Genomic DNA, 17,201 nt, shown 5'->3' with positions numbered 1-17,201 from the left:
CATTTATGGCGGCACCCGGCGCCTGCTGCGGCACCGACACTGATCTCCATCAATAAGATTTATGCCGGCGCTTATGGGTCCATTACTGCGGCAATGGCGTTGAGTAGCGGCGAGATCAGGGCTCGCCTTTGATGCGCCCTTCCCTGCTGGCGCAGCCGATTTTCTCTTGCCCAAGGAGCTATGCCCATGAGCCGAGCGACAGACGATGCCCCTGCGGCCACTGCCAAGTCGAGCGAACAGAAGAAAGAGGCCGCAACCGACATCAAGGGTGCGGGCCGTGAAAGCCTCATCGGCAAGTCCGTGACCATCAACCGACCTCGCGCCGAACTCTTTGCCTACTGGCGCGACTTCACCCAGCTGCCCAGCTTCATGGACAATGTGGAGCGCGTGGACATTATTGCCGCTGAACGTTCCCACTGGGTGGTGAAGGCGCCGGCGGGAAAGACCGTCGAATGGGATGCCGTGATCACCGAAGAGATAGACGGTGAGCTGATCGCCTGGGCTTCGGTCGAAGGCGCTGACGTCCCCAATAGCGGTCGGATCGAATTTCGCGACGCAGGCGAACGCGGCACCATCGTCACGGCCACCATTGCCTATGATCCGCCCGCCGGGTTCATCGGCAAGATCGTCGCCAAGATGTTCCAGCGCGAACCGGCCATCCAGGCGCGGCGCGATCTGCGGCGCTTCAAGCAGCTCATGGAAACCGGCGAGGTCGCCACTGCCGCCCGCACTTCGCAGCAATTCGCCGAGGAGAAGAACTGATGCGCGCGCTCACCTGGCACGGCAAGCATGATGTCCGCGTCGATACCGTCGACGACCCTGAAATCCTCAATCCGCGCGACGCCATCATCAAGATCAGTTCGACCGCCATATGCGGTTCGGACCTGCACCTTTACGATGGCTACATCCCGACCATGAAAGCGGGCGATATCCTTGGTCATGAGTTCATGGGCGAGGTGGTCGAAACCGGCGCAAAATCGACGTTGAAGAAGGGGCAGCGGGTCGTGGTGCCTTTCACCATCGCCTGCGGGAGCTGCTACCATTGCGGCAAGCACCAATATTCCGCCTGCGATAACGGCAATCCCGCCGACAATCAGGATATCGGCCAGGAAATGTATGGCCAGCCAATGTCCGGACTGTTCGGCTACAGCCATCTTACCGGCGGCTATGCCGGGGGGCAGGCCGAATATGTCCGGGTTCCATTTTCCGACGTCGGGCCGATCGTCGTTCCCGATGGGCTGGAGGATGACCAGGTCCTTTTCCTCTCGGATATTCTCCCCACCGGCTGGCAGGCGGCCGAATTTGCAGACATCGAGCCGGGCGACACCGTCGCGGTCTGGGGCTGCGGACCGGTCGGCCTTTTCGCGGTTCAGTCCGCCTTCCTGATGGGCGCGCAGCGGGTGGTCGCGATCGACCATTTTCCTCATCGCCTTGAGCTGGCGAAGCGCTTCGGCGCGGAAACCATCAATTATGAAAAATCGAAGACCTATGAGGCGCTGATGGAGATGACTGGCGGCATCGGTCCCGACGCAGTCATCGACGCCGTTGGCCTCGAAGCGCACGGCTTCTTCCTTGACAATGTAGTCGATCAGATCAAGGCGTCGATGTTCCTTGGCACCGACAGAACCCATTCGATCCGACAGGCAATCCATGCCTGCCGCAAAGGTGGACGCGTCTCCATGCCGGCAGTTTATGGCGGCTTTGTCGATAAATTCCCACTGGGCGCCTTCATGGAGAAGGGGCTGACGCTCAAGACCGGCCAGACCAGCGTCCAGCATTATATGCCCGCGCTTCTGAACGCGATCGTCGAAGGGAAGATCGATACGACCTTCCTCATCTCGCACCGCATGGGGCTGGAGGATGCTCCCAAGGGCTACAAGATGTTCCACGAGCAACAGAATGAAGTGACCAAGATCGTGCTGAAGCCCGGCCTTGATCGCGTCGCGGCGTGAGGAGAAAAGATATGGCCGATAAATTCGCAATCATCACCGGCGCGTCGAGCGGGATCGGCGCTGAATTGGCAAAACTGGCGGCCGCAGATGGCTATGATCTCCTCCTCGTTGCCGACACGCCCTTTGCCGATGCCTCGGCTGGACTCGCAAGTTTGGGCGTCGCGGTCGATACGCTGGAGGTCGATCTTTCGACCGTCCAGGGTGTCGATCAGTTGCTCGATCACGCCGACGGGCGACAGGTGGACTTGCTCTGCGCCAATGCGGGGCATGGCCTGGGACATGCGTTTCTCGACCAGCAACTGTTCGATTGGCGCCATGTCATCGACACCAACATCACCGGCACCATCTACCTTCTTCACAAGGTGCTCGGCCAGATGGTGGCGCGCGATTCGGGAAAGATCCTGGTCACCGGCTCGATCGCCGGTTTCATTCCGGGCAGCTTTAACGCGGTCTACAACGGCACCAAGGCTTTCATCGACAATTTCACCGAAGCGCTGCGCAATGAACTGAAGGATCATAAGGGCGTCACGCTGACGACGCTGATGCCCGGCGTGACCGACACGGAATTTTTCGACCGCGCTGGCCTGGGCGCCGACACATCGGTTGGTGCCGACGATAACAAGGCCGATCCGGCCAAGGTTGCAAAGGATGGCTGGGACGCGCTCCTGGCCGGAAAGGGACATGTCGTTTCGGGCTTCTCGAACAAGCTGCAGGTCGCGGCCGCGGGTATCGTCCCTCAATCCATTTTGGCTGAGCAGCATCGCAAGATGGCTGAGCCCGGCAGTGCGCAATAGGAGGCTGAGATGTCCGAAGATGCCCGCAAGGTAGCGCGAGGCCCGCTCGGCGATGCGCGTCCAGGCCATGAGGCTGAGGATGATCGGCCTAAGGGAAAGCCCTCCGAAAAGGTGGAAGACCGGCCGAATGTCGGCACGGTAAAACCCGAGGATTATCCGGCCGGGGATCGCGATAGCGCGCGCCCGGATTGAGATGTTTCAAACGAACGCCGGAGGCCCGATGAGCAGCCCGATCCCCTATACGCCCGACGTCGAACGGATTGACCAGGATGAGGCGGACGTAAATGCCGAACTGGCGGACACTTTCCGCCAGATCATCGAGACCACATATCGTGATCTGGGCCACGGGTTTCGCGGCGTCCATGCCAAGAGCCATGCCCTCCTTCAGGCGCGCGTTCGCGTGCTTGAAGGATTGCCGCCTCATTATGCGCAGGGCGTTTTTGCCGAGCCGAACAGCTATGATGCTCTGATAAGAATATCCACCGGTGCTGGCGACATATTGCCTGACAGCGTCTCATTGATCCGTGGCTTCGCAATCAAGCTCGTCGGCGTCGAAGGCGAGCGGCTGGCAGGGAGCGAAGGCGCCCAGCGGGCAGCCAATGCGCTCGAGGCGATCGCCATTTTGGAAATGGATCACGACGATGTCGATATCATATTCTCTGATGTCGTCATGCCGGGGATGAATGGCGTCGAGCTGGGCAAGGAAATCCGGGCCCGCTGGCCCGACAAGACGGTGGTGCTCACCAGCGGCTATAGCCATGCCCTGGCCGAAGATAGCGGGCACGGATTTCCGCTTCTCCATAAACCCTATTCGGTAGAGGAATTATCTCGCATCCTCCGCGATGCGGCCGCCTGAGATGGGCCCGTCGCTCTTGATGTGAGAATATTAAGGCGTCGCAGCGTTGCGCGTTGGGTGCCTTTAGTCCAGGCCGGTATGAGGAGGAACGCGCGATATCCTCGACGCGGCATTTGCTGGCAGGGCCAAAAGCCCCTTCGATCTGCCTCATGCAAGATCGAAGGGGCAGGGAGCCGGGTCATTGGCGATCACCGCCATGGCCCGTCCGTACTCGCAGAGTTTCTGAAAAAGGGAACCTTCGCTCAGGACTTGAGGCCCTTCGCCATGTTGAGATGGGCTGTCACGATGGGAACAAGCTTGGCCGCGAAGTCCTTCAATGAGGGAACCTCGCCACTGGCCGAATATTCTTTAAGCGTGTCGAGCGTCTCCTGATGTCCCCTGGTCTGCGCTTCGATATAGGTGGCATCGAAGTCGGCCCCTTTCTTGCCCTTGAGCGCGTCGAGCGACTGTTGCTGCGCGCTGGACAGGAGCGGCTTGGGCACGATGGCTGGCGACGCAGCGCTCGCAGCCTGGCCGAGCTTTGCCGTTGAATCGGTATGCGCCTTGATCATCGACTCCGCGAATTTCTTGACGGACGCCGACTGGCTGTTTGCTTGCGCCAATCTCGAGCTTTCGATTTCGAATGTATCGCTCGCCGCTGCAGCATTGGCGAACATCTGGCCTGCGCTCTCCGCAACGGGCGCCGGTTCGCTGGCGCTGACGCTGTTCATCGGCGCCGCCGCGGCGTTGTTGGACGTCGTATCGACCTTCTTGCCGCATCCGCCAAGTGCCAGCGCTGCCAATGATATCGCCACCGTCGCGAACTGCATCTTCATCGATTGTCTCCCGGATCATCATCTCTCGGAACGTCAACCCACCGCGTCCAGGCTCGTTCCGATGGGAGCCTTCTTTGCCACCCGCCGTTTGGTGATGATTGAGCCATCACATGGAGGACAGGCACATGGGCATCTTCAGCAAGATCAGAGACAAGATTTTTGGTCGTGACGACCAGAAGGCAGGCAATGGCACCCCTGCACCCGCCCCGAATGTCCAGGCAGCAAGCCCGCCCCCGCCGGCCACTACGCCTCCTGCGTCGCCCGCCACGGCCACCGCGTCACCTGAGGCAGCCTCGCTGCCGCAGGTCGATGTTGGCGCGGTCCTTTCGGCCATGGCCGACGCCAAGGGAGGCGGGGGAAATTATCAAAGTTCGATCGTCGATCTGCTGAAACTGCTCGATATCGATTCCAGCCTTGCGGCGCGCAAGGCGCTGGCCGACGAACTGGCTGTTCATGAGGGCGCTGACGGCAGCGCAGAGCAGAATATCGCGCTGCACAAGGCGGTGATGACGAAACTCGCGGAAAATGGCGGCGTGGTTCCCGATAGCCTGCGCGACTAAGGCCTCTGGCCGTGCCGCTCCTTCTTGAGGTGGCGGCGCGGCGTTTTCCTGTCAGAATCATATCTGTTGGGACGGTGGCCCCGCGGTGACGCGGGGCCATCCTTGCGTCAGGCGATCCCTGCGCCGCCGGTCACGCCATAGACTTCACCGGTGATATAGCTGCCCTCCTGCGAGGCCAACAGCACATAGACGGGCGCGATCTCGACCGGCTGACCGGGACGGCCGAACTGGCTCTGCTCACCGAACTTGGTGACCTTGTCCTGCGGCTGACCGCCACTGGATTGCAGGACCGTCCAGAATGGACCGGGGGCAACGACATTTGCCCGGATGCCCTTTTCGATCAGCTGTTTGGCCAGCGCTTTGGTATAGGCGACGATGCCCGCCTTGGTCGTGGCATAATCGAGCAATATGGCCGATGGCTCATAGGCCTGGACGGAGGCGGTGGTGATTACCGACGCGCCGGCGGGAAGATGGGGCACGGCGGCCTGTGTGATCCAGTGCATGGCGTAGAGATTGGTCTTGAGCGTGCGGTCGAAATCTTCCGAGCTCACGGCTTCCACGTCATCGCGAAATTGCTGGCGGCCAGCGTTGATAACAAGAATGTCGAGCCCGCCAAGGCCATTTACCGCCTCATCGACGAGCTTGCGGCACCAGTTCTCGTCCGTGATGTCGCCAGGCAGCGCGACCGCCTTTCGCCCCTCTGCCTCGATCAGGGCGATGACCGCCTTTGCGTCTTCCTCTTCGCTTGGAAGATAGGAGATGGCGACATCGGCGCCCTCGCGTGCATAGGCTATCGCTGCCGCTCTGCCGATGCCGCTGTCGCCGCCAGTGACCAGCGCCTTGCGGCCCTCGAGCTTACCCGAGCCGGCATAGCTTTCCTCCCCGTGATCAGGCCTGGGATCCATATCCGCGGCGATGCCGGGAACCGGCTGCGGCTGCTCTGGAAACGGGGGCTTGGGATATTGTGCGCGCGGGTCCTGCATGGTGAGACGCTCTGCCATGTTCGCTCCTTGCTGATGGGGATGATGGACGACAGTCCAGTTTGCCGTTCTAGGCGACACGGCAAAATACGGCCGCAGAGCCATCCAGTTCCACACCGGCTCAGCGGGATGGCGATCTTATTCAAAGCTCTGATCTGGATCAGGAAAACAGGTCGCCTCTCGTGCATTCTCGCCTGAAATCAGCTCAAAGGAATGTCGTTATCAACATAATCCGGCTCGACAGTGCACGCCCCCGGCGCGACACGGAAGACTATCTTCATCTCGAACATTATGCGGCCCTGGGCGATGGCCGGACGGTGGCCCTGAGCGGTAGCGATGGGTCCCTCGACTGGTGGTGTGTCCCCAATCTCGATTCTCCGCCCCTGTTCGATCGTTTGCTTGACCCGCAGGAGGGCGGATATTTCGCTATCACGCCTCGTGAAGCGTTCGAGGTCGAGCGGGCATATCGTTCCGAGAGTAATGTGCTCGAGACCATATTCACGACCGCTGGCGGTAAGGCGCGAATGGTCGAATCACTCAACAGCGGTTCTGCGGGACGCTTGCCCTGGTGCGAATTGGCGCGGCGTATCGAGGGGCTGGAAGGCTCGGTACATTTCGACATCGCGTTGAGGCTCGGGCATCGGGCCGGGACTGCCTCCCCCTACATGCAGAATGTCGGAGGCCATGATGTCTTCCATGTCGGCGGCGTGCTGGGCCTCTTTCTGCGGGGATCGAGCGTGATCGTCGAGCATCTGGGCGATAGTGGTGCGACTGCGAGTTTGACGATCGAGGCGGGTCAGAGCGAACTGCTCGCGATCGTGGCGGGCGAGGACGAGCCGCTGGTGGCGCCTTCGCTTGACGAAATAGACGCCCGGATAGATGGCTCGGATGGCGAATGGCGCACATGGGCGCAGACGGTCCAATGTGACGGACCATATCGAGAGGCATTGGTCAGAAGTGCCCTGCTCAAACTCCTGCTCTTTTCACCCAGTGGAGCGATCGCAGCGGCGGCGACCACCTCTCTTCCTGAACGGATTGGCGGGTCGAAAAATTACGACTACCGCTTCGCCTGGGTCCGCGACGCAGGCTATACCATCAACGCCTTCCTGCGCGTTGGTGCCCAGGCGGAGGCGAAGGCTGCTCTGACCTGGTTGCTTAAGCAAATCGAGGAAGTGGGGCCGCGCGTCTGCTATTCGATCTGGGGCGGCGCAGCTTCAGACGTCCGGACAGTCGATCTGCCTGGCTATGACCGTTCAGAGCCGGTTGTTGCTGGAAACCGCGCCACGGATCAGCGGCAGCATGGGATATATGGCGATATCTTCGAGACTGCGGCATGCTTCGTAGACCATGGCAATATCCTGGACGCGCGCAGCGCAGAGATATTGGCCCATCTCGCCGACCAATGTGCGGACATCTGGCGCCAGAAGGATAGCGGCATCTGGGAGCTTGCCGAAGAACAGCATTATACCATGTCGAAAATCAGTTGCTGGCAGGCCCTGGCTCGCGCCGTTGAACTGGCCGACGCAGGACAATTGCCGACGACCTGCCGCGATCGCTGGTCACGCGAACGGGACAGGATCGAGGCCTGGATAACGGAGCATTGCTGGTCCGAGAGCTTGGGCGCCTATAGCTTCTATCCGGGCACCGATCGCCTCGATGCGTCCCTCACCCTTGCCGTGCGCTTTGGGTTCGATGGACGGGATCGCCTGCGTCGAACGGTCGAAGCGATTGATCGAGAGCTCGGCTGTGGACCCTATCATTATCGCTATTCCGGAGCCGACAAGGAAGAAGGCTGCTTCCTCGCCTGCACCTTCTGGATGGTCGAAGCCAAAATTCTGCTGGATCAGCCTGAAGCGGCGTCCAGGGCATTTACCGAAGCCATTGGAGGGCTGGCGCCCACTGCTGGCGTATATCCTGAAATGATCGACCCTGCGTCCGGGCGCTATCTCGGCAACATGCCGCAAGGACTGACCCATCTTGCGATCATTCAGGCTCTCATGTCGCTGCAGGCTCGCAGAGGCTAGGCTCCCGAACATGGCCCAGCTTCCAGGCTCCGCTGAAACCCGCGCCGTTCAAGGCTGCTGATTATAGGATGGGCCAGTATGCTCGGTCGCGACGTTGTTGCCGGTGGCCTGATCCTGCTCAAGTTCCTCGCCATGCCAGACATTCCTCGCGACGAATATGATGATGAACAGGGCGATGATGACGCCGCAAATGAATGCGCCGGCCTTTGCGAGCCGGCGCGGCGAGGGCTTCTCATCTGACGCCATCAGTGAGCGTCCTCCAGCAATAGCTCGCCTTCCTCCTCGCCATCCCAATAATGCGCGCGCTCGCCGATCACCCGGATCAAGACAAGGCCAGGCGTCTGCGTGCCCTGCGGCCACCACCGTTCCAGGCCTTTCGTCCAATGCGCTTCGAACTGGGCCTTGTCGCGGATGAGCATGGCGGTCCCTTCCACCGCCAGAAAGAAGGGACGTTGTCCCAACAAGCCCGATTTACCCTGATAGCTTAGATTTACTGCGGGATCGGCCTTGATATCGGACACCATGAGCGTGGTTTCCTCCGTGAAAAACCAGGCGCTACCGTCATAATCGACCTCGCGGTTGTTGCTCATCGGACGCGATCCGATCGCGCCGCCACCCGTATGGGTAGCAAGCATCGCGAAATCGATCTCCTTCATCTTGCGCGACAGGTCTTCAAGCGACATGGACATGACTGTCTACTCCCATTGTTACGGCATCAACGCACGAGCAGAAACAACGAGCCACCCCACGGCGAAGCGTCGCTACAAGAACGCGTCCGCCTGGACAGGATCAGCCTTGTACGAGCTTTCTCGCCTGCGACGGCAGTTGCGCCTCTGCCTGGGCGTCCGACGATGACGGGCGGCGGCCGCCTCGGACCATCTCCTCTATCCAGGTGAGCAGCAACTGGTTGTAGGCCCGTCGGCCGCCTTCATCCCGCAGCGAATGATCAGCGCCTTTTAGAATACGATAACTCAGCGAATTGCTGTTGTGGAACGCCGACATGTAGGAGCTGATGGTGGCGTGCGGCACATAATCGTCATGTTCCGATTCAACGATCAGAACATCGCCGGCAAAGCGCTCACAAGCGGCCAGAGCCTTGTCTTCCCGGCCCGTTCGAAAGTGTGCCCGATAGGCATTGATGAGATCGCGGTCGAGCTTTGCCTTGGGCACATCCCAATGGTCGTCAGGATAGAGCGCAGGAACACGAAGCGCCAACCAGTTGACCGGGCGAGCCGCAGTCAGCAATGCCGCGAGATAGCCACCATAGCTGGTGCCAACGACCGCAATCGCCGAGGGGTCGACCTGGTCCTGCCTGACGAGAAAATCATAGGCCGCCGTCACGTCCGCAAGACCGTGCGACCGGGTCACGACATTGCGCTCTTCGGCATGTCTGGCATGGCCTCGCAGGTCGAACGTGAAGCAGATGCAGCCCAATTGGGCGATCTCTTCGGCTCTCACCATGTCCTGTTCGCGCGAACCGCCCCATCCATGGATGAAGAGAATGCCAGGGACCAGCTTGTCGGGCGACAACAAGGTTGCCTCCAGGCTCTCGCCCTCGACGTCAAAGCATAGCTGACTGCCTGTCATTCCAGCTCCATCGCATATTTTGTCATCGGTCCTGCCACGGGGTCGACACCGCTATAATAGATAATGCTGCCGTCCGGAGCGGCATCGACCTCGCCATAAATCTCCATCGTCATGCATGTCACAGCCGAGCGGCCGGCATCCCGCGCCAGGGCTTCGAACGCCGCGATCTCCGCGCCGCTCGCGCCGCCGGCGCGCCAACTCTGCTCGAGCACGCCGATGCGACGTTCCCCGTAGGAATTGACGCCCGCGGCGACATCGTAATTGCGGCGAGACGCCAGCAAATCCGGATAGAACCGCGAGAGGATCGCGTCATATGCGATCGCTTTATCGATCCCCTGCTGCAGTTCGTCAGCCAGACCCAGGCTCGCAAGCCGGTCCAGACCGCCCCTCACGACATGAAGGGTGGAGCCACCATAGACAGTCGCGCCACTGTTGTTGGTGGTGAGCCGCTGCGTGCCCCAATAGGAAATCACCTCGCCAAACAGGCGCGTCGTGCCGACGCTGTAGGTGACAACGTCATCGAGATTCTCCTCGATCACCACGCCATGCCTCGAAATGGCAGCCTGGTCGAGCTGGGCGATCGCTTCGTCCAGTTCCTTGACCGAGGTCGCGACGAACTGGCCTAGTCCGGCAGTGGCCTCGACTTCCTTCAGGCGGATCGCCGTGCGTCCGAGCATATCAAGAGCGGCGGCGCGGACCGCATCGAGAGTGAAGGCCGACCAGCCCGAAAGAACGTGAGGAGCAAGAGCCAAGCCCAGTTCAGCGCGCCATCCGGCGGGAATTGCAGGGTCGTCCCCGAGGACCGGATGCGTGATGACCTTGCTCCCGACAAAGGGAAACGGCACGACGCCACCGTAGATCTGGCTCTCAGTCTGGATGCCCAGTTTTCTTGCCGTCGAGAGATCGATTGTGCCTGTCGGAATAAAGAGCGTGTCCGCCTCGCCCCCCGAAAGCTGCTGGTCGCTCAAACTGTCATGATCGACAAATCTTGCCTCGCCGAGCCGGGCAATCCTGCGGGCAAGCTCGCTCCGTGAGGCCTTGTCATGTTCATTGTTCAGGGCGCTGGACTGCGTGGAATGGATCTTCACAAAGTGGGTCTGATGCGAGCGAGCCATTGGGCCTCACGGATTTGGAGGGGCTGCCGAGCGGCATCTTGCTACAACCCCATGCTCAGACATTTTATCCATGATCTCGCGAACCAGGCATCCCTGATTTGCGGCTCCAGATGTATAAGGGGGTCAGGGCTTTTCCTGGAATGCGCGCCACCAGGGCATCTCGCCGCTTAAATGCCCCTGATCGCCTGCAAAATGATCCATGATATCACGCATATGATCTGCGCAGGCTCGGACGAGAATCCAGCTTGGATCGCCTTTACCCTGCGTGGAAAGGTCGCGGAGGAGCGAAATTTCCTCCGCCATGAGCGTCAGCGCTTCGACATCATCACGCATGCGTGAATCCCGGCTAATATGTTCCTCTCATCCTGGTGAACTCGACACAGGAGAGAAATATCCTGATCGGCTTCATTCCCGCGCTCGCAAAGGGGATCATTTGGCCAACCCATCCATTTCTCCGAAAAGGAGAAAGGCGGTGAAGCAAATGCATTGGCCGAGGAAACTGACGGTCGTTCGGCATGGCCAGAGCGCAGGCAACGTCGCGCGAGGTGCAGCCATGCAGGCCAATGTCGATCGCATAGACTTGTCCGAGCGAGACGCTGACGTGCCCCTGAGCGACCTGGGCCGCGACCAGGCCGGAGCGCTGGGACGTTGGTATGCCGGCGAGGCACCGCGTGAGCGTCCGGATGTTCTCCTTGCATCTCCCTATCGACGCGCGTGCGAGACCGCAGATCTGTTCCGTCAAGCCGGAGGTTGCGCAGGCAATGTGCCCATCTGCTTTGACGAGAGGCTGCGGGAAAAGGAATTCGGCATCCTCGATGGGCTAACATCCATGGGGATAAGCAGCATCGAACCGCAGCAAGCAGAATTTCGCAGGCTGCTAGGCAAATTCTATCATCGCCCTCCAGGAGGCGAAAGCTGGTGCGATGTCATTCTGCGACTGCGCTCCGTCATGGATACGATCGCGCTTCATCATGCGGACCGGCACGTGATGATCTTCACGCATCAAGTGGTGGTGCTATGTCTGCGGTACATCATCGAAGGCATGACCGAGGCCGAGATACTGGAAATTGACCGTGATGGCGATGTCGCCAACTGCGCCATCACCGAATATGCATTCGACGCGGAGACGGGCAAGGATGGAGGGCTATTGCTCGGTCGATACAATGTGACGGCCCCGGTCGAGCGGGAGGACATGCCCGTTACCCGCGCGCCCGATGCCATAGCCGGTGCACGCGGATGAGTTGCCAGCAGCTCGACGAGGCGTGGCTGAAGGGACATCCACTGCCAGCGATCGCGCAAGGCGCCGACAAGAACGGCCGCGGCCGCGTCCTGGTGGTTGGAGGTGCCGAATTCGTGCCCGGTGCGCTTCGCCTCACCGGCGAAGCCGCGCTACGCGCAGGCGCCGGAAAGCTGCAGATGGCGACCGTGCGATCTTCGGCCTTGTCACTGGGCGTGCTCGTACCGGAGGCCGCCATGATCGCGCTGCCCGCCGACGAAGAGGGAGAAATCGCTCCTGCAGCAGCGGAAATATTGAAGGCTCGAATCAAGTCCTGCGACACGCTTGTCCTGGGACCAGGCATGAGCTCGGGCAAAGGAGCGCGGACATTTGTCGCCAATCTCCTCGATAGCCTCGATTTTCCTGGCAGTCTCATTCTCGACGCCGCGGCTCTGGTTTCACTGCGTGACTTCGACCCATCACGGTGGCGAGTAAAAGAGAATGTGATTTTTACGCCCCATTATGGGGAGATGGCTGCTCTTAGCGGCCTTTCAGTCGAGGAAATTAAGGCGAGGCCCTTGGCGGTAGCCATCGAAATGGCATCGCGATGGAGCGCAGTCATTCTCCTGAAAGGGGATAAAAGCTATGTGGCGTCGCCCGACGGAGAAAGTCTTGTCTATAGCGATGGCTGTGTCGGGCTCGGCACGGGTGGCTCGGGCGATGTCCTGGCTGGCCTCATCGGGGGCTTGGCAGCGCGGGGTGCACCCGCACTTCGTGCTGCTGCCTGGGGTGCCTGGGTCCATGGAAGAGCAGGAAGAACCTTGACGAAGGTCATTGGCGAAGTGGGTTTTCTGGCGCGCGAACTTGTGCCGCTTATTCCCGAAATCATCGATGGAGAACTTCAATAACCTGCTTTGAGCTGGAAGCTATCGTCAGCAGAAATGTTATGCCGACTACCGGTGAGGCTTAACAGGTGTACGTGGCCGCAGACCAGCAAGCTTTGGAGCGACAATCTGCGGCCGGTATGGGGTGAGGCAAAGGCGCTCGCGCGGTGACGTCATAGGGGCGACTAGCTCGGTCGGGCATATCTAGGTCGCGTTGACAAAAGGGATTCCCAAATCAGCTCCCGTCTGATTCAAGGCTTTCTTTTGGAAGGCAGGCATGGATCGCGGGGACCTGAGCGACGCGGAATGGGAATTGATCGGGCCGCTGTTGCCGCCTGAGCGAGGCAGGCACGCGCGCCCTGCCGGAGACAACCGGCGCTACCTCAACGGAATGCTGCACGTCTTGCGGGTTGGCTGCCCCTGGCGGGACATGCATGAACGCTATGGGAAGTGGAACTCGGTCTACGTCCGCTTCCGCCGCTGGGCCGAGCAGGGCGTCTGGGATGCCATGCTGCAAACTCTGCTCGATCTGGGTCTGACCGACGACTGGCAGCACATGATCGACAGCACCACGGTTCGCGGCCATGTCTCGGCCGTGGGCGGAAAAGGGGGGCTTGTGCGCAGGCTTTTGGTCGATCACGCGGCGGCTTTACGTGCAAAGTCCACGCCCGCTGCGACAATCAAGGCCTCCCTCTCGGCTTCCACCTGACGGGCGGCGAGGCTTCCGATTACGGCGGTGTCGATAGCCTGATGGCCATGCCGGTGCCAAAGCCTGCAGACTTGCTCGCCGACAAGGGCTACGATGGCGACCGCTTCCGCGAAGACCTGCTCCTGAATAACATCCTGCCGGTCATCCCACCGCGGTCGAACCGCAAGGCACCACAGCATCCTGACTATCGACGCTATCGCGATCGCAACCGCGTCGAGCGCATGTTCGGCTTCCTCAAACAACAGCGCCGCATCGCAACACGCTTCGAGAAAACTGCGCTATCCTACCTCAGCTTCCTCAACCTCGCCGCAGCACGGCTATGGCTCAAGCATTTTGTCAACGCGACCTAGCCTTCCCTTCAATCAGGGTGCGTTCGGCAATGATGCCCGACTGAAGATTGCGCTCCATATGGACACCACCGGTCAGACTTGTGTCGCTTGATGGAGCTGCCAATCTCGGCAGTTTGTTTTCACGCTTTCCGTAACGGAACTATTCTCCTTTATGTCCGATTCATACAATGCGAATCGATTGCATGAGCATAGCAGGATAGCGCGACCCGAAGGCTTCAAGCCTTTTACTGGCCCGCTCGGCTTTGCCGGGCGGGCCTTTGTTGTTTACGCGGCCCCTGCTTTTACAGCTGTCTTCTTGGCCCGCTCCTTCGATGCAATCGACGTCGACACAGTCGCACTGTTCCCTCGGCCGCTCGCGACCCAACCCAACCGGCTAGGAGCACCTCAAAGCGCGATTTCCGGACGCTACATGCCGATGCTACTCATCGCATGCTGGATCGGCCTCATGGCCTCGATCCAATTTACTGCCACGCTTTGTGCGCCTGTGCGAATGCCCTCGACGACAACATTGCTTTGCAGCAGATGCCCGACATCCTTCAGCTTTCCGATCTCCCAGAAAGCGCCATCACGAGCCTGGACATACAGGCTTGTCGCGCCCGCAATCAGCATGCCTTCAAGGCGGAAATATGAACTGATATTCATGTGCCTGATCTATGCGGGGCGGTATCGGATTCCATGTTTCGTGCCATATGCCGTGCGATTTCTCCGGCGATCCGAAACCAGTTTGTCATTCCGCAGGAACGAGCCCGCTGATCTTGCTGCCACCGCCCTGCTTCTCGCCTGCCAAAGCGTCTGTGTGATGTTGGACAGCAGATCATCATCGATGTCGGCATGGCTCCCAAAAGCCAATGCACATCGAAGATTGTCCGCGCCAAGGGCCTTGTGCAACGCTTTAAGCGCCGCGTATGATCCTGATATGTTCCAACCCCTTCACGCCAACCTCTCTGCCAACGCCGCGGCAACTGCACGAAATGGCGATACCGAAGAACCAGACTTCGTGGTCATCGACGTCGAGACGGCGTGCTCGCGTGTCAGCAGCATCTGCCAGATAGGCATTGTCGGCTTTCGCAACGGCGCTGTCGCGTTTGAGTATGAGACCCTTGTCGATCCGCAGGATCATTTCAGCAGCTTCAATACGCGGATCCACGGGATTGCTGCCAGCCACGTACTGGGCCAACCCTGTTTCGCTGACGTTCACGGCATCCTTCAAGCCCATCTGAATGGCCGCACGACCGTGGCCCATTCCTATTTTGACAAGGGCGCCCTCGCAGCAGCATGCCGTATAAATGATCGCGCGATGCTCGAGACCACATGGCTGGATAGTGTCCGAGTTGCCAAGCGCGCCTGGCCCGAGCTGCCCAGCCATCGGCTCAATATCGTGGCGAAACATCTGGGTATCCCGCTCAAGCATCATGATGCGCTCAGCGACGCCCGCGCGGCAGGCATGATCGTCGTGAAAGCGATCGATCATACCGGTTTGCAATTATCAGACTGGCTGGTACCCCAGCCAAGAAAACGCGCAACGGCACCGCCCACGCCCGCTCCCGACGGCACATTGAAAGGTCAGCGCATTGCCATTCTTGGCGAGTCTCGCAACGGCCGCCTGGCGCAACAAATTGCCGCCAATGGTGGTCGGATCATGGCATCAGTCGGCGCAACAACGACTATGCTGGTGGTCGCAGCGGACGAGCCATTTGGCTATGTGCGTTATGACGCCGAATTCAAGAAGGCCGAAGCTCGTCGCCTGGCGGGCGATGATATCCATATCGTCTCGGCCAGCGCACTGCTCAGCACATTACCGGATCGGCGCGATGTCTGATCGCAGGACGCTTCGCCAGTGGCGCGTGTTACCTGGGCGAGGACATCTATCCAAGCGGCCATTCCATAATGTGGCGAGCACAATGGAGGGGGCCGACAGCCCCCTCCTGTCATGAAGGATTCTGCACCCGCCTTACTCTAGCGAGCAATGATCTTAGCGGAGCTGCGCCTTCGGGTGGGAAAACGAAACTCGATATCGACAGGTGGTAGCACCCGTCGACGCGATTGCGGTCCCATTGCCTTTGCGGGCAGATCAAGCAGGACTGACGGTGCGGACAAGCCGTCACTCAACATGTCAGCCCAGGCCATGGCGAGTTCCCTGCGACGGGGCATGTAGGCTGCGCGATTATACGCCCCTTCAACCTTGCCCGTAGGGACATGGGCAAGCATGAGGTCGATCACTTTGCGATCATGTTCCTTGCCTTCGCGCTCGGCCCACTCATTCATGATCGTAGAGAAGGCGGCGCGGAACCCATGAGGGACATGGTGGCCGTGGTAACCGGCCCGATTGAGAAGATAGCCGATGGCATTTTCGCTCATGGGGCGATGGGCGTGGCGGTTGCTGGGGAAAACCAGCGGTCCTTCACCCGTAAGCGGCCACACTGCCCTCAATACCGCCAATGCCTGTGGCGTGATCGGCACGAGATGATCGCCGTGGAGCTCATCCTTGCGATCGGCGTCGCCCTTCATCCTCCAGGCCGGAATGCGCCACAAGGGCTCCGAGCCGTTCAGATCCTCGAACTCATCCCACTGCGCGCCGCGCAGTTCACTGGGTCGCACCGCGGTCAGCGCGAGCAGACGAAGGGCGAGACGCGTGACGGGGCGCGCATAATCTTCCTCAGCCGTGCGGATCATCCGGCGAAGGGGAACGAGATCGGTGATTGCAGGCTGACGCCCTTTTCGCAGGGGCTTGAGGACCGCTCCCAGCTTCTCGGCAGGATCGCTCGTCGCGATACCCTCTGCGATACCATAGATGAAGACCGCTGAAATGCGCTGCCGGACGCGCTTTGCAGTCTCGATCGCGCCGCGCGCCTCGATCTCCCGCAAGACGCTCAGAACGAGCGGGGGCGTCAGCTGGGCGATCGGCATGTCACCGATGGCCGGAAACACATCCCTTTCCAGGCTGCGAATAATATCGGCGGCATGTACGATAGCCCATTGCGCTTTGGCATTCTCATGCCACGCCCGCGCGACCCGCTCGAAGGTCTGCCTGCCGGCCTCGAGCTTGGCCACAACCTTGAGTTTCCTCAGGATCGTGGGATCGTCGCCTTCCATCAGATGTCCGCTGGCCTCATCCCGCTTCGCTCGGGCATCCGCCAATCCCACCTGGGGCCAGGCGCCGAAGGCCATCGTTTTCTGCTTGCCGTCGTAGCTGTAATTCCACCGCCACAGCTTTCCCCCGCTCGGCGTCACGAGCAGGAACAGGCGATTGGTGTCGGTCAGTTTGTAGGATTTGGGGCGGGGCTTGGCCGCCCGGACTTTGGCGTCACTGAGCATCGGTCGTCGTCTCCAAAAAGTACCACGTTTTTCGACCGCCGAGA

General features: G+C 60.2%; 19 protein-coding genes and 1 pseudogene. 11 read left to right on the top strand and 9 right to left on the bottom strand.

What is annotated here, in order from left to right; translation table 11 throughout:
• Nucleotides 1–186: 186 nt before the first annotated feature.
• Genes HH800_RS24305 through HH800_RS29175 form a run of 5 tightly spaced genes read left to right on the top strand, consistent with a single transcriptional unit; the run spans nt 187 to nt 3,602 of the window.
• The gene (locus HH800_RS24305; protein WP_169862921.1) at nt 187–762 is read left to right on the top strand and encodes an SRPBCC family protein; all 576 of its coding nucleotides are present in this window, start codon (nt 187–189) and stop codon (nt 760–762) included.
• On the top strand, nt 762–1,952 hold the full coding sequence (locus HH800_RS24300; protein WP_169862919.1) for a zinc-dependent alcohol dehydrogenase: 1,191 nt from the start codon (nt 762–764) through the stop codon (nt 1,950–1,952). Before HH800_RS24305 ends, HH800_RS24300 begins: the two co-directional genes overlap by 1 nt.
• A gap of 11 nt (nt 1,953–1,963) precedes the next feature.
• Nucleotides 1,964–2,746 (top strand): SDR family NAD(P)-dependent oxidoreductase, encoded by a 783-nt coding sequence (locus HH800_RS24295; RefSeq protein ID WP_169862918.1) that lies wholly within the window; start codon nt 1,964–1,966, stop codon nt 2,744–2,746.
• A gap of 9 nt (nt 2,747–2,755) precedes the next feature.
• Nucleotides 2,756–2,938, top strand: a complete 183-nt coding sequence (locus tag HH800_RS24290; RefSeq protein ID WP_169862916.1) for a hypothetical protein — start codon at nt 2,756–2,758, stop codon at nt 2,936–2,938.
• A gap of 28 nt (nt 2,939–2,966) precedes the next feature.
• Entirely contained in the window at nt 2,967–3,602 is a 636-nt protein-coding gene (locus HH800_RS29175; protein WP_235681964.1) for a response regulator, read from the top strand.
• 242 nt (nt 3,603–3,844) lie between these two features.
• Here the strand turns inward: HH800_RS29175 and HH800_RS24275 are convergent, their stop codons facing one another.
• Nucleotides 3,845–4,417: a DUF4142 domain-containing protein gene (locus HH800_RS24275; protein WP_169862914.1), complete on the bottom strand. Its 573-nt coding sequence runs from the start codon at nt 4,415–4,417 to the stop codon at nt 3,845–3,847.
• Between the two features lie 125 nt (nt 4,418–4,542).
• Here HH800_RS24275 and HH800_RS24270 point away from each other — a divergent pair, with 125 nt between their 5' ends.
• Nucleotides 4,543–4,977, top strand: coding sequence for a DUF3597 domain-containing protein (locus HH800_RS24270; protein WP_169863430.1), 435 nt, complete (start codon nt 4,543–4,545; stop codon nt 4,975–4,977).
• 107 nt (nt 4,978–5,084) lie between these two features.
• On the opposite strand, the gene HH800_RS24265 is transcribed toward HH800_RS24270, so the two are convergent.
• Entirely contained in the window at nt 5,085–5,978 is an 894-nt protein-coding gene (locus HH800_RS24265) for an SDR family oxidoreductase (protein ID WP_169862912.1), read from the bottom strand.
• A gap of 161 nt (nt 5,979–6,139) precedes the next feature.
• Between HH800_RS24265 and HH800_RS24260 the strand changes: the two genes are divergently transcribed.
• Nucleotides 6,140–7,981, top strand: a complete 1,842-nt coding sequence (locus HH800_RS24260; RefSeq protein WP_235681963.1) for a glycoside hydrolase family 15 protein — start codon at nt 6,140–6,142, stop codon at nt 7,979–7,981.
• Between the two features lie 48 nt (nt 7,982–8,029).
• Here HH800_RS24260 and HH800_RS24255 read toward each other — a convergent pair whose 3' ends face one another.
• From HH800_RS24255 to HH800_RS24235, 5 genes are all read right to left on the bottom strand, one after another.
• Nucleotides 8,030–8,227, bottom strand: coding sequence for a hypothetical protein (locus HH800_RS24255; protein WP_137405533.1), 198 nt, complete (start codon nt 8,225–8,227; stop codon nt 8,030–8,032).
• Nucleotides 8,227–8,670, bottom strand: a complete 444-nt coding sequence (locus tag HH800_RS24250) for a pyridoxamine 5'-phosphate oxidase family protein (protein ID WP_161731146.1) — start codon at nt 8,668–8,670, stop codon at nt 8,227–8,229. The genes HH800_RS24255 and HH800_RS24250 overlap by 1 nt, the downstream gene beginning before the upstream one ends.
• A 100-nt stretch (nt 8,671–8,770) precedes the next feature.
• Entirely contained in the window at nt 8,771–9,568 is a 798-nt protein-coding gene (locus tag HH800_RS24245) for an alpha/beta hydrolase family protein (protein ID WP_169862910.1), read from the bottom strand.
• A complete protein-coding gene (locus HH800_RS24240) occupies nt 9,565–10,656 on the bottom strand; it encodes a DUF3182 family protein (protein WP_235681962.1) in 1,092 nt (363 codons plus the stop codon). The genes HH800_RS24245 and HH800_RS24240 overlap by 4 nt, the downstream gene beginning before the upstream one ends.
• Before the next feature lie 150 nt (nt 10,657–10,806).
• Nucleotides 10,807–11,016 carry a hypothetical protein gene (locus tag HH800_RS24235; protein WP_137405537.1) on the bottom strand — a complete coding sequence of 70 codons (210 nt, stop codon included), beginning with the start codon at nt 11,014–11,016 and terminating at the stop codon, nt 10,807–10,809.
• 148 nt (nt 11,017–11,164) lie between these two features.
• Here HH800_RS24235 and HH800_RS24230 point away from each other — a divergent pair, with 148 nt between their 5' ends.
• From HH800_RS24230 to HH800_RS24220, 3 genes and pseudogenes are all read left to right on the top strand, one after another.
• Nucleotides 11,165–11,923 (top strand): histidine phosphatase family protein, encoded by a 759-nt coding sequence (locus tag HH800_RS24230; protein ID WP_169863428.1) that lies wholly within the window; start codon nt 11,165–11,167, stop codon nt 11,921–11,923.
• On the top strand, nt 11,920–12,807 hold the full coding sequence (locus tag HH800_RS24225; RefSeq protein ID WP_161731148.1) for an NAD(P)H-hydrate dehydratase: 888 nt from the start codon (nt 11,920–11,922) through the stop codon (nt 12,805–12,807). The genes HH800_RS24230 and HH800_RS24225 overlap by 4 nt, the downstream gene beginning before the upstream one ends.
• Nucleotides 12,808–13,060: 253 nt before the next feature.
• A pseudogene (locus HH800_RS24220) lies at nt 13,061–13,842 on the top strand (IS5 family transposase).
• Nucleotides 13,843–14,247: 405 nt separating this feature from the next.
• Here HH800_RS24220 and HH800_RS24215 read toward each other — a convergent pair.
• The gene (locus HH800_RS24215) at nt 14,248–14,484 is read right to left on the bottom strand and encodes a DUF5818 domain-containing protein (protein ID WP_169862906.1); all 237 of its coding nucleotides are present in this window, start codon (nt 14,482–14,484) and stop codon (nt 14,248–14,250) included.
• A 274-nt stretch (nt 14,485–14,758) separates the two neighbouring features.
• On the opposite strand from HH800_RS24215, the gene HH800_RS24210 reads away from it, so the two are divergent.
• Nucleotides 14,759–15,661 (top strand): exonuclease domain-containing protein, encoded by a 903-nt coding sequence (locus tag HH800_RS24210; RefSeq protein ID WP_235681960.1) that lies wholly within the window; start codon nt 14,759–14,761, stop codon nt 15,659–15,661.
• A gap of 137 nt (nt 15,662–15,798) precedes the next feature.
• On the opposite strand, the gene HH800_RS24205 is transcribed toward HH800_RS24210, so the two are convergent.
• Nucleotides 15,799–17,157 carry a tyrosine-type recombinase/integrase gene (locus HH800_RS24205; protein WP_021226406.1) on the bottom strand — a complete coding sequence of 453 codons (1,359 nt, stop codon included), beginning with the start codon at nt 17,155–17,157 and terminating at the stop codon, nt 15,799–15,801.
• Nucleotides 17,158–17,201 lie beyond the last annotated feature (44 nt).

Origin of the sequence: Sphingobium yanoikuyae (assembly GCF_013001025.1) — a bacterium.
GTDB classification, from domain to species: domain Bacteria; phylum Pseudomonadota; class Alphaproteobacteria; order Sphingomonadales; family Sphingomonadaceae; genus Sphingobium; species Sphingobium yanoikuyae_A.
The sequence above is the reverse complement of the archived record's forward strand: the minus strand, read 5'-3'. Positions and strand labels throughout refer to the sequence as shown.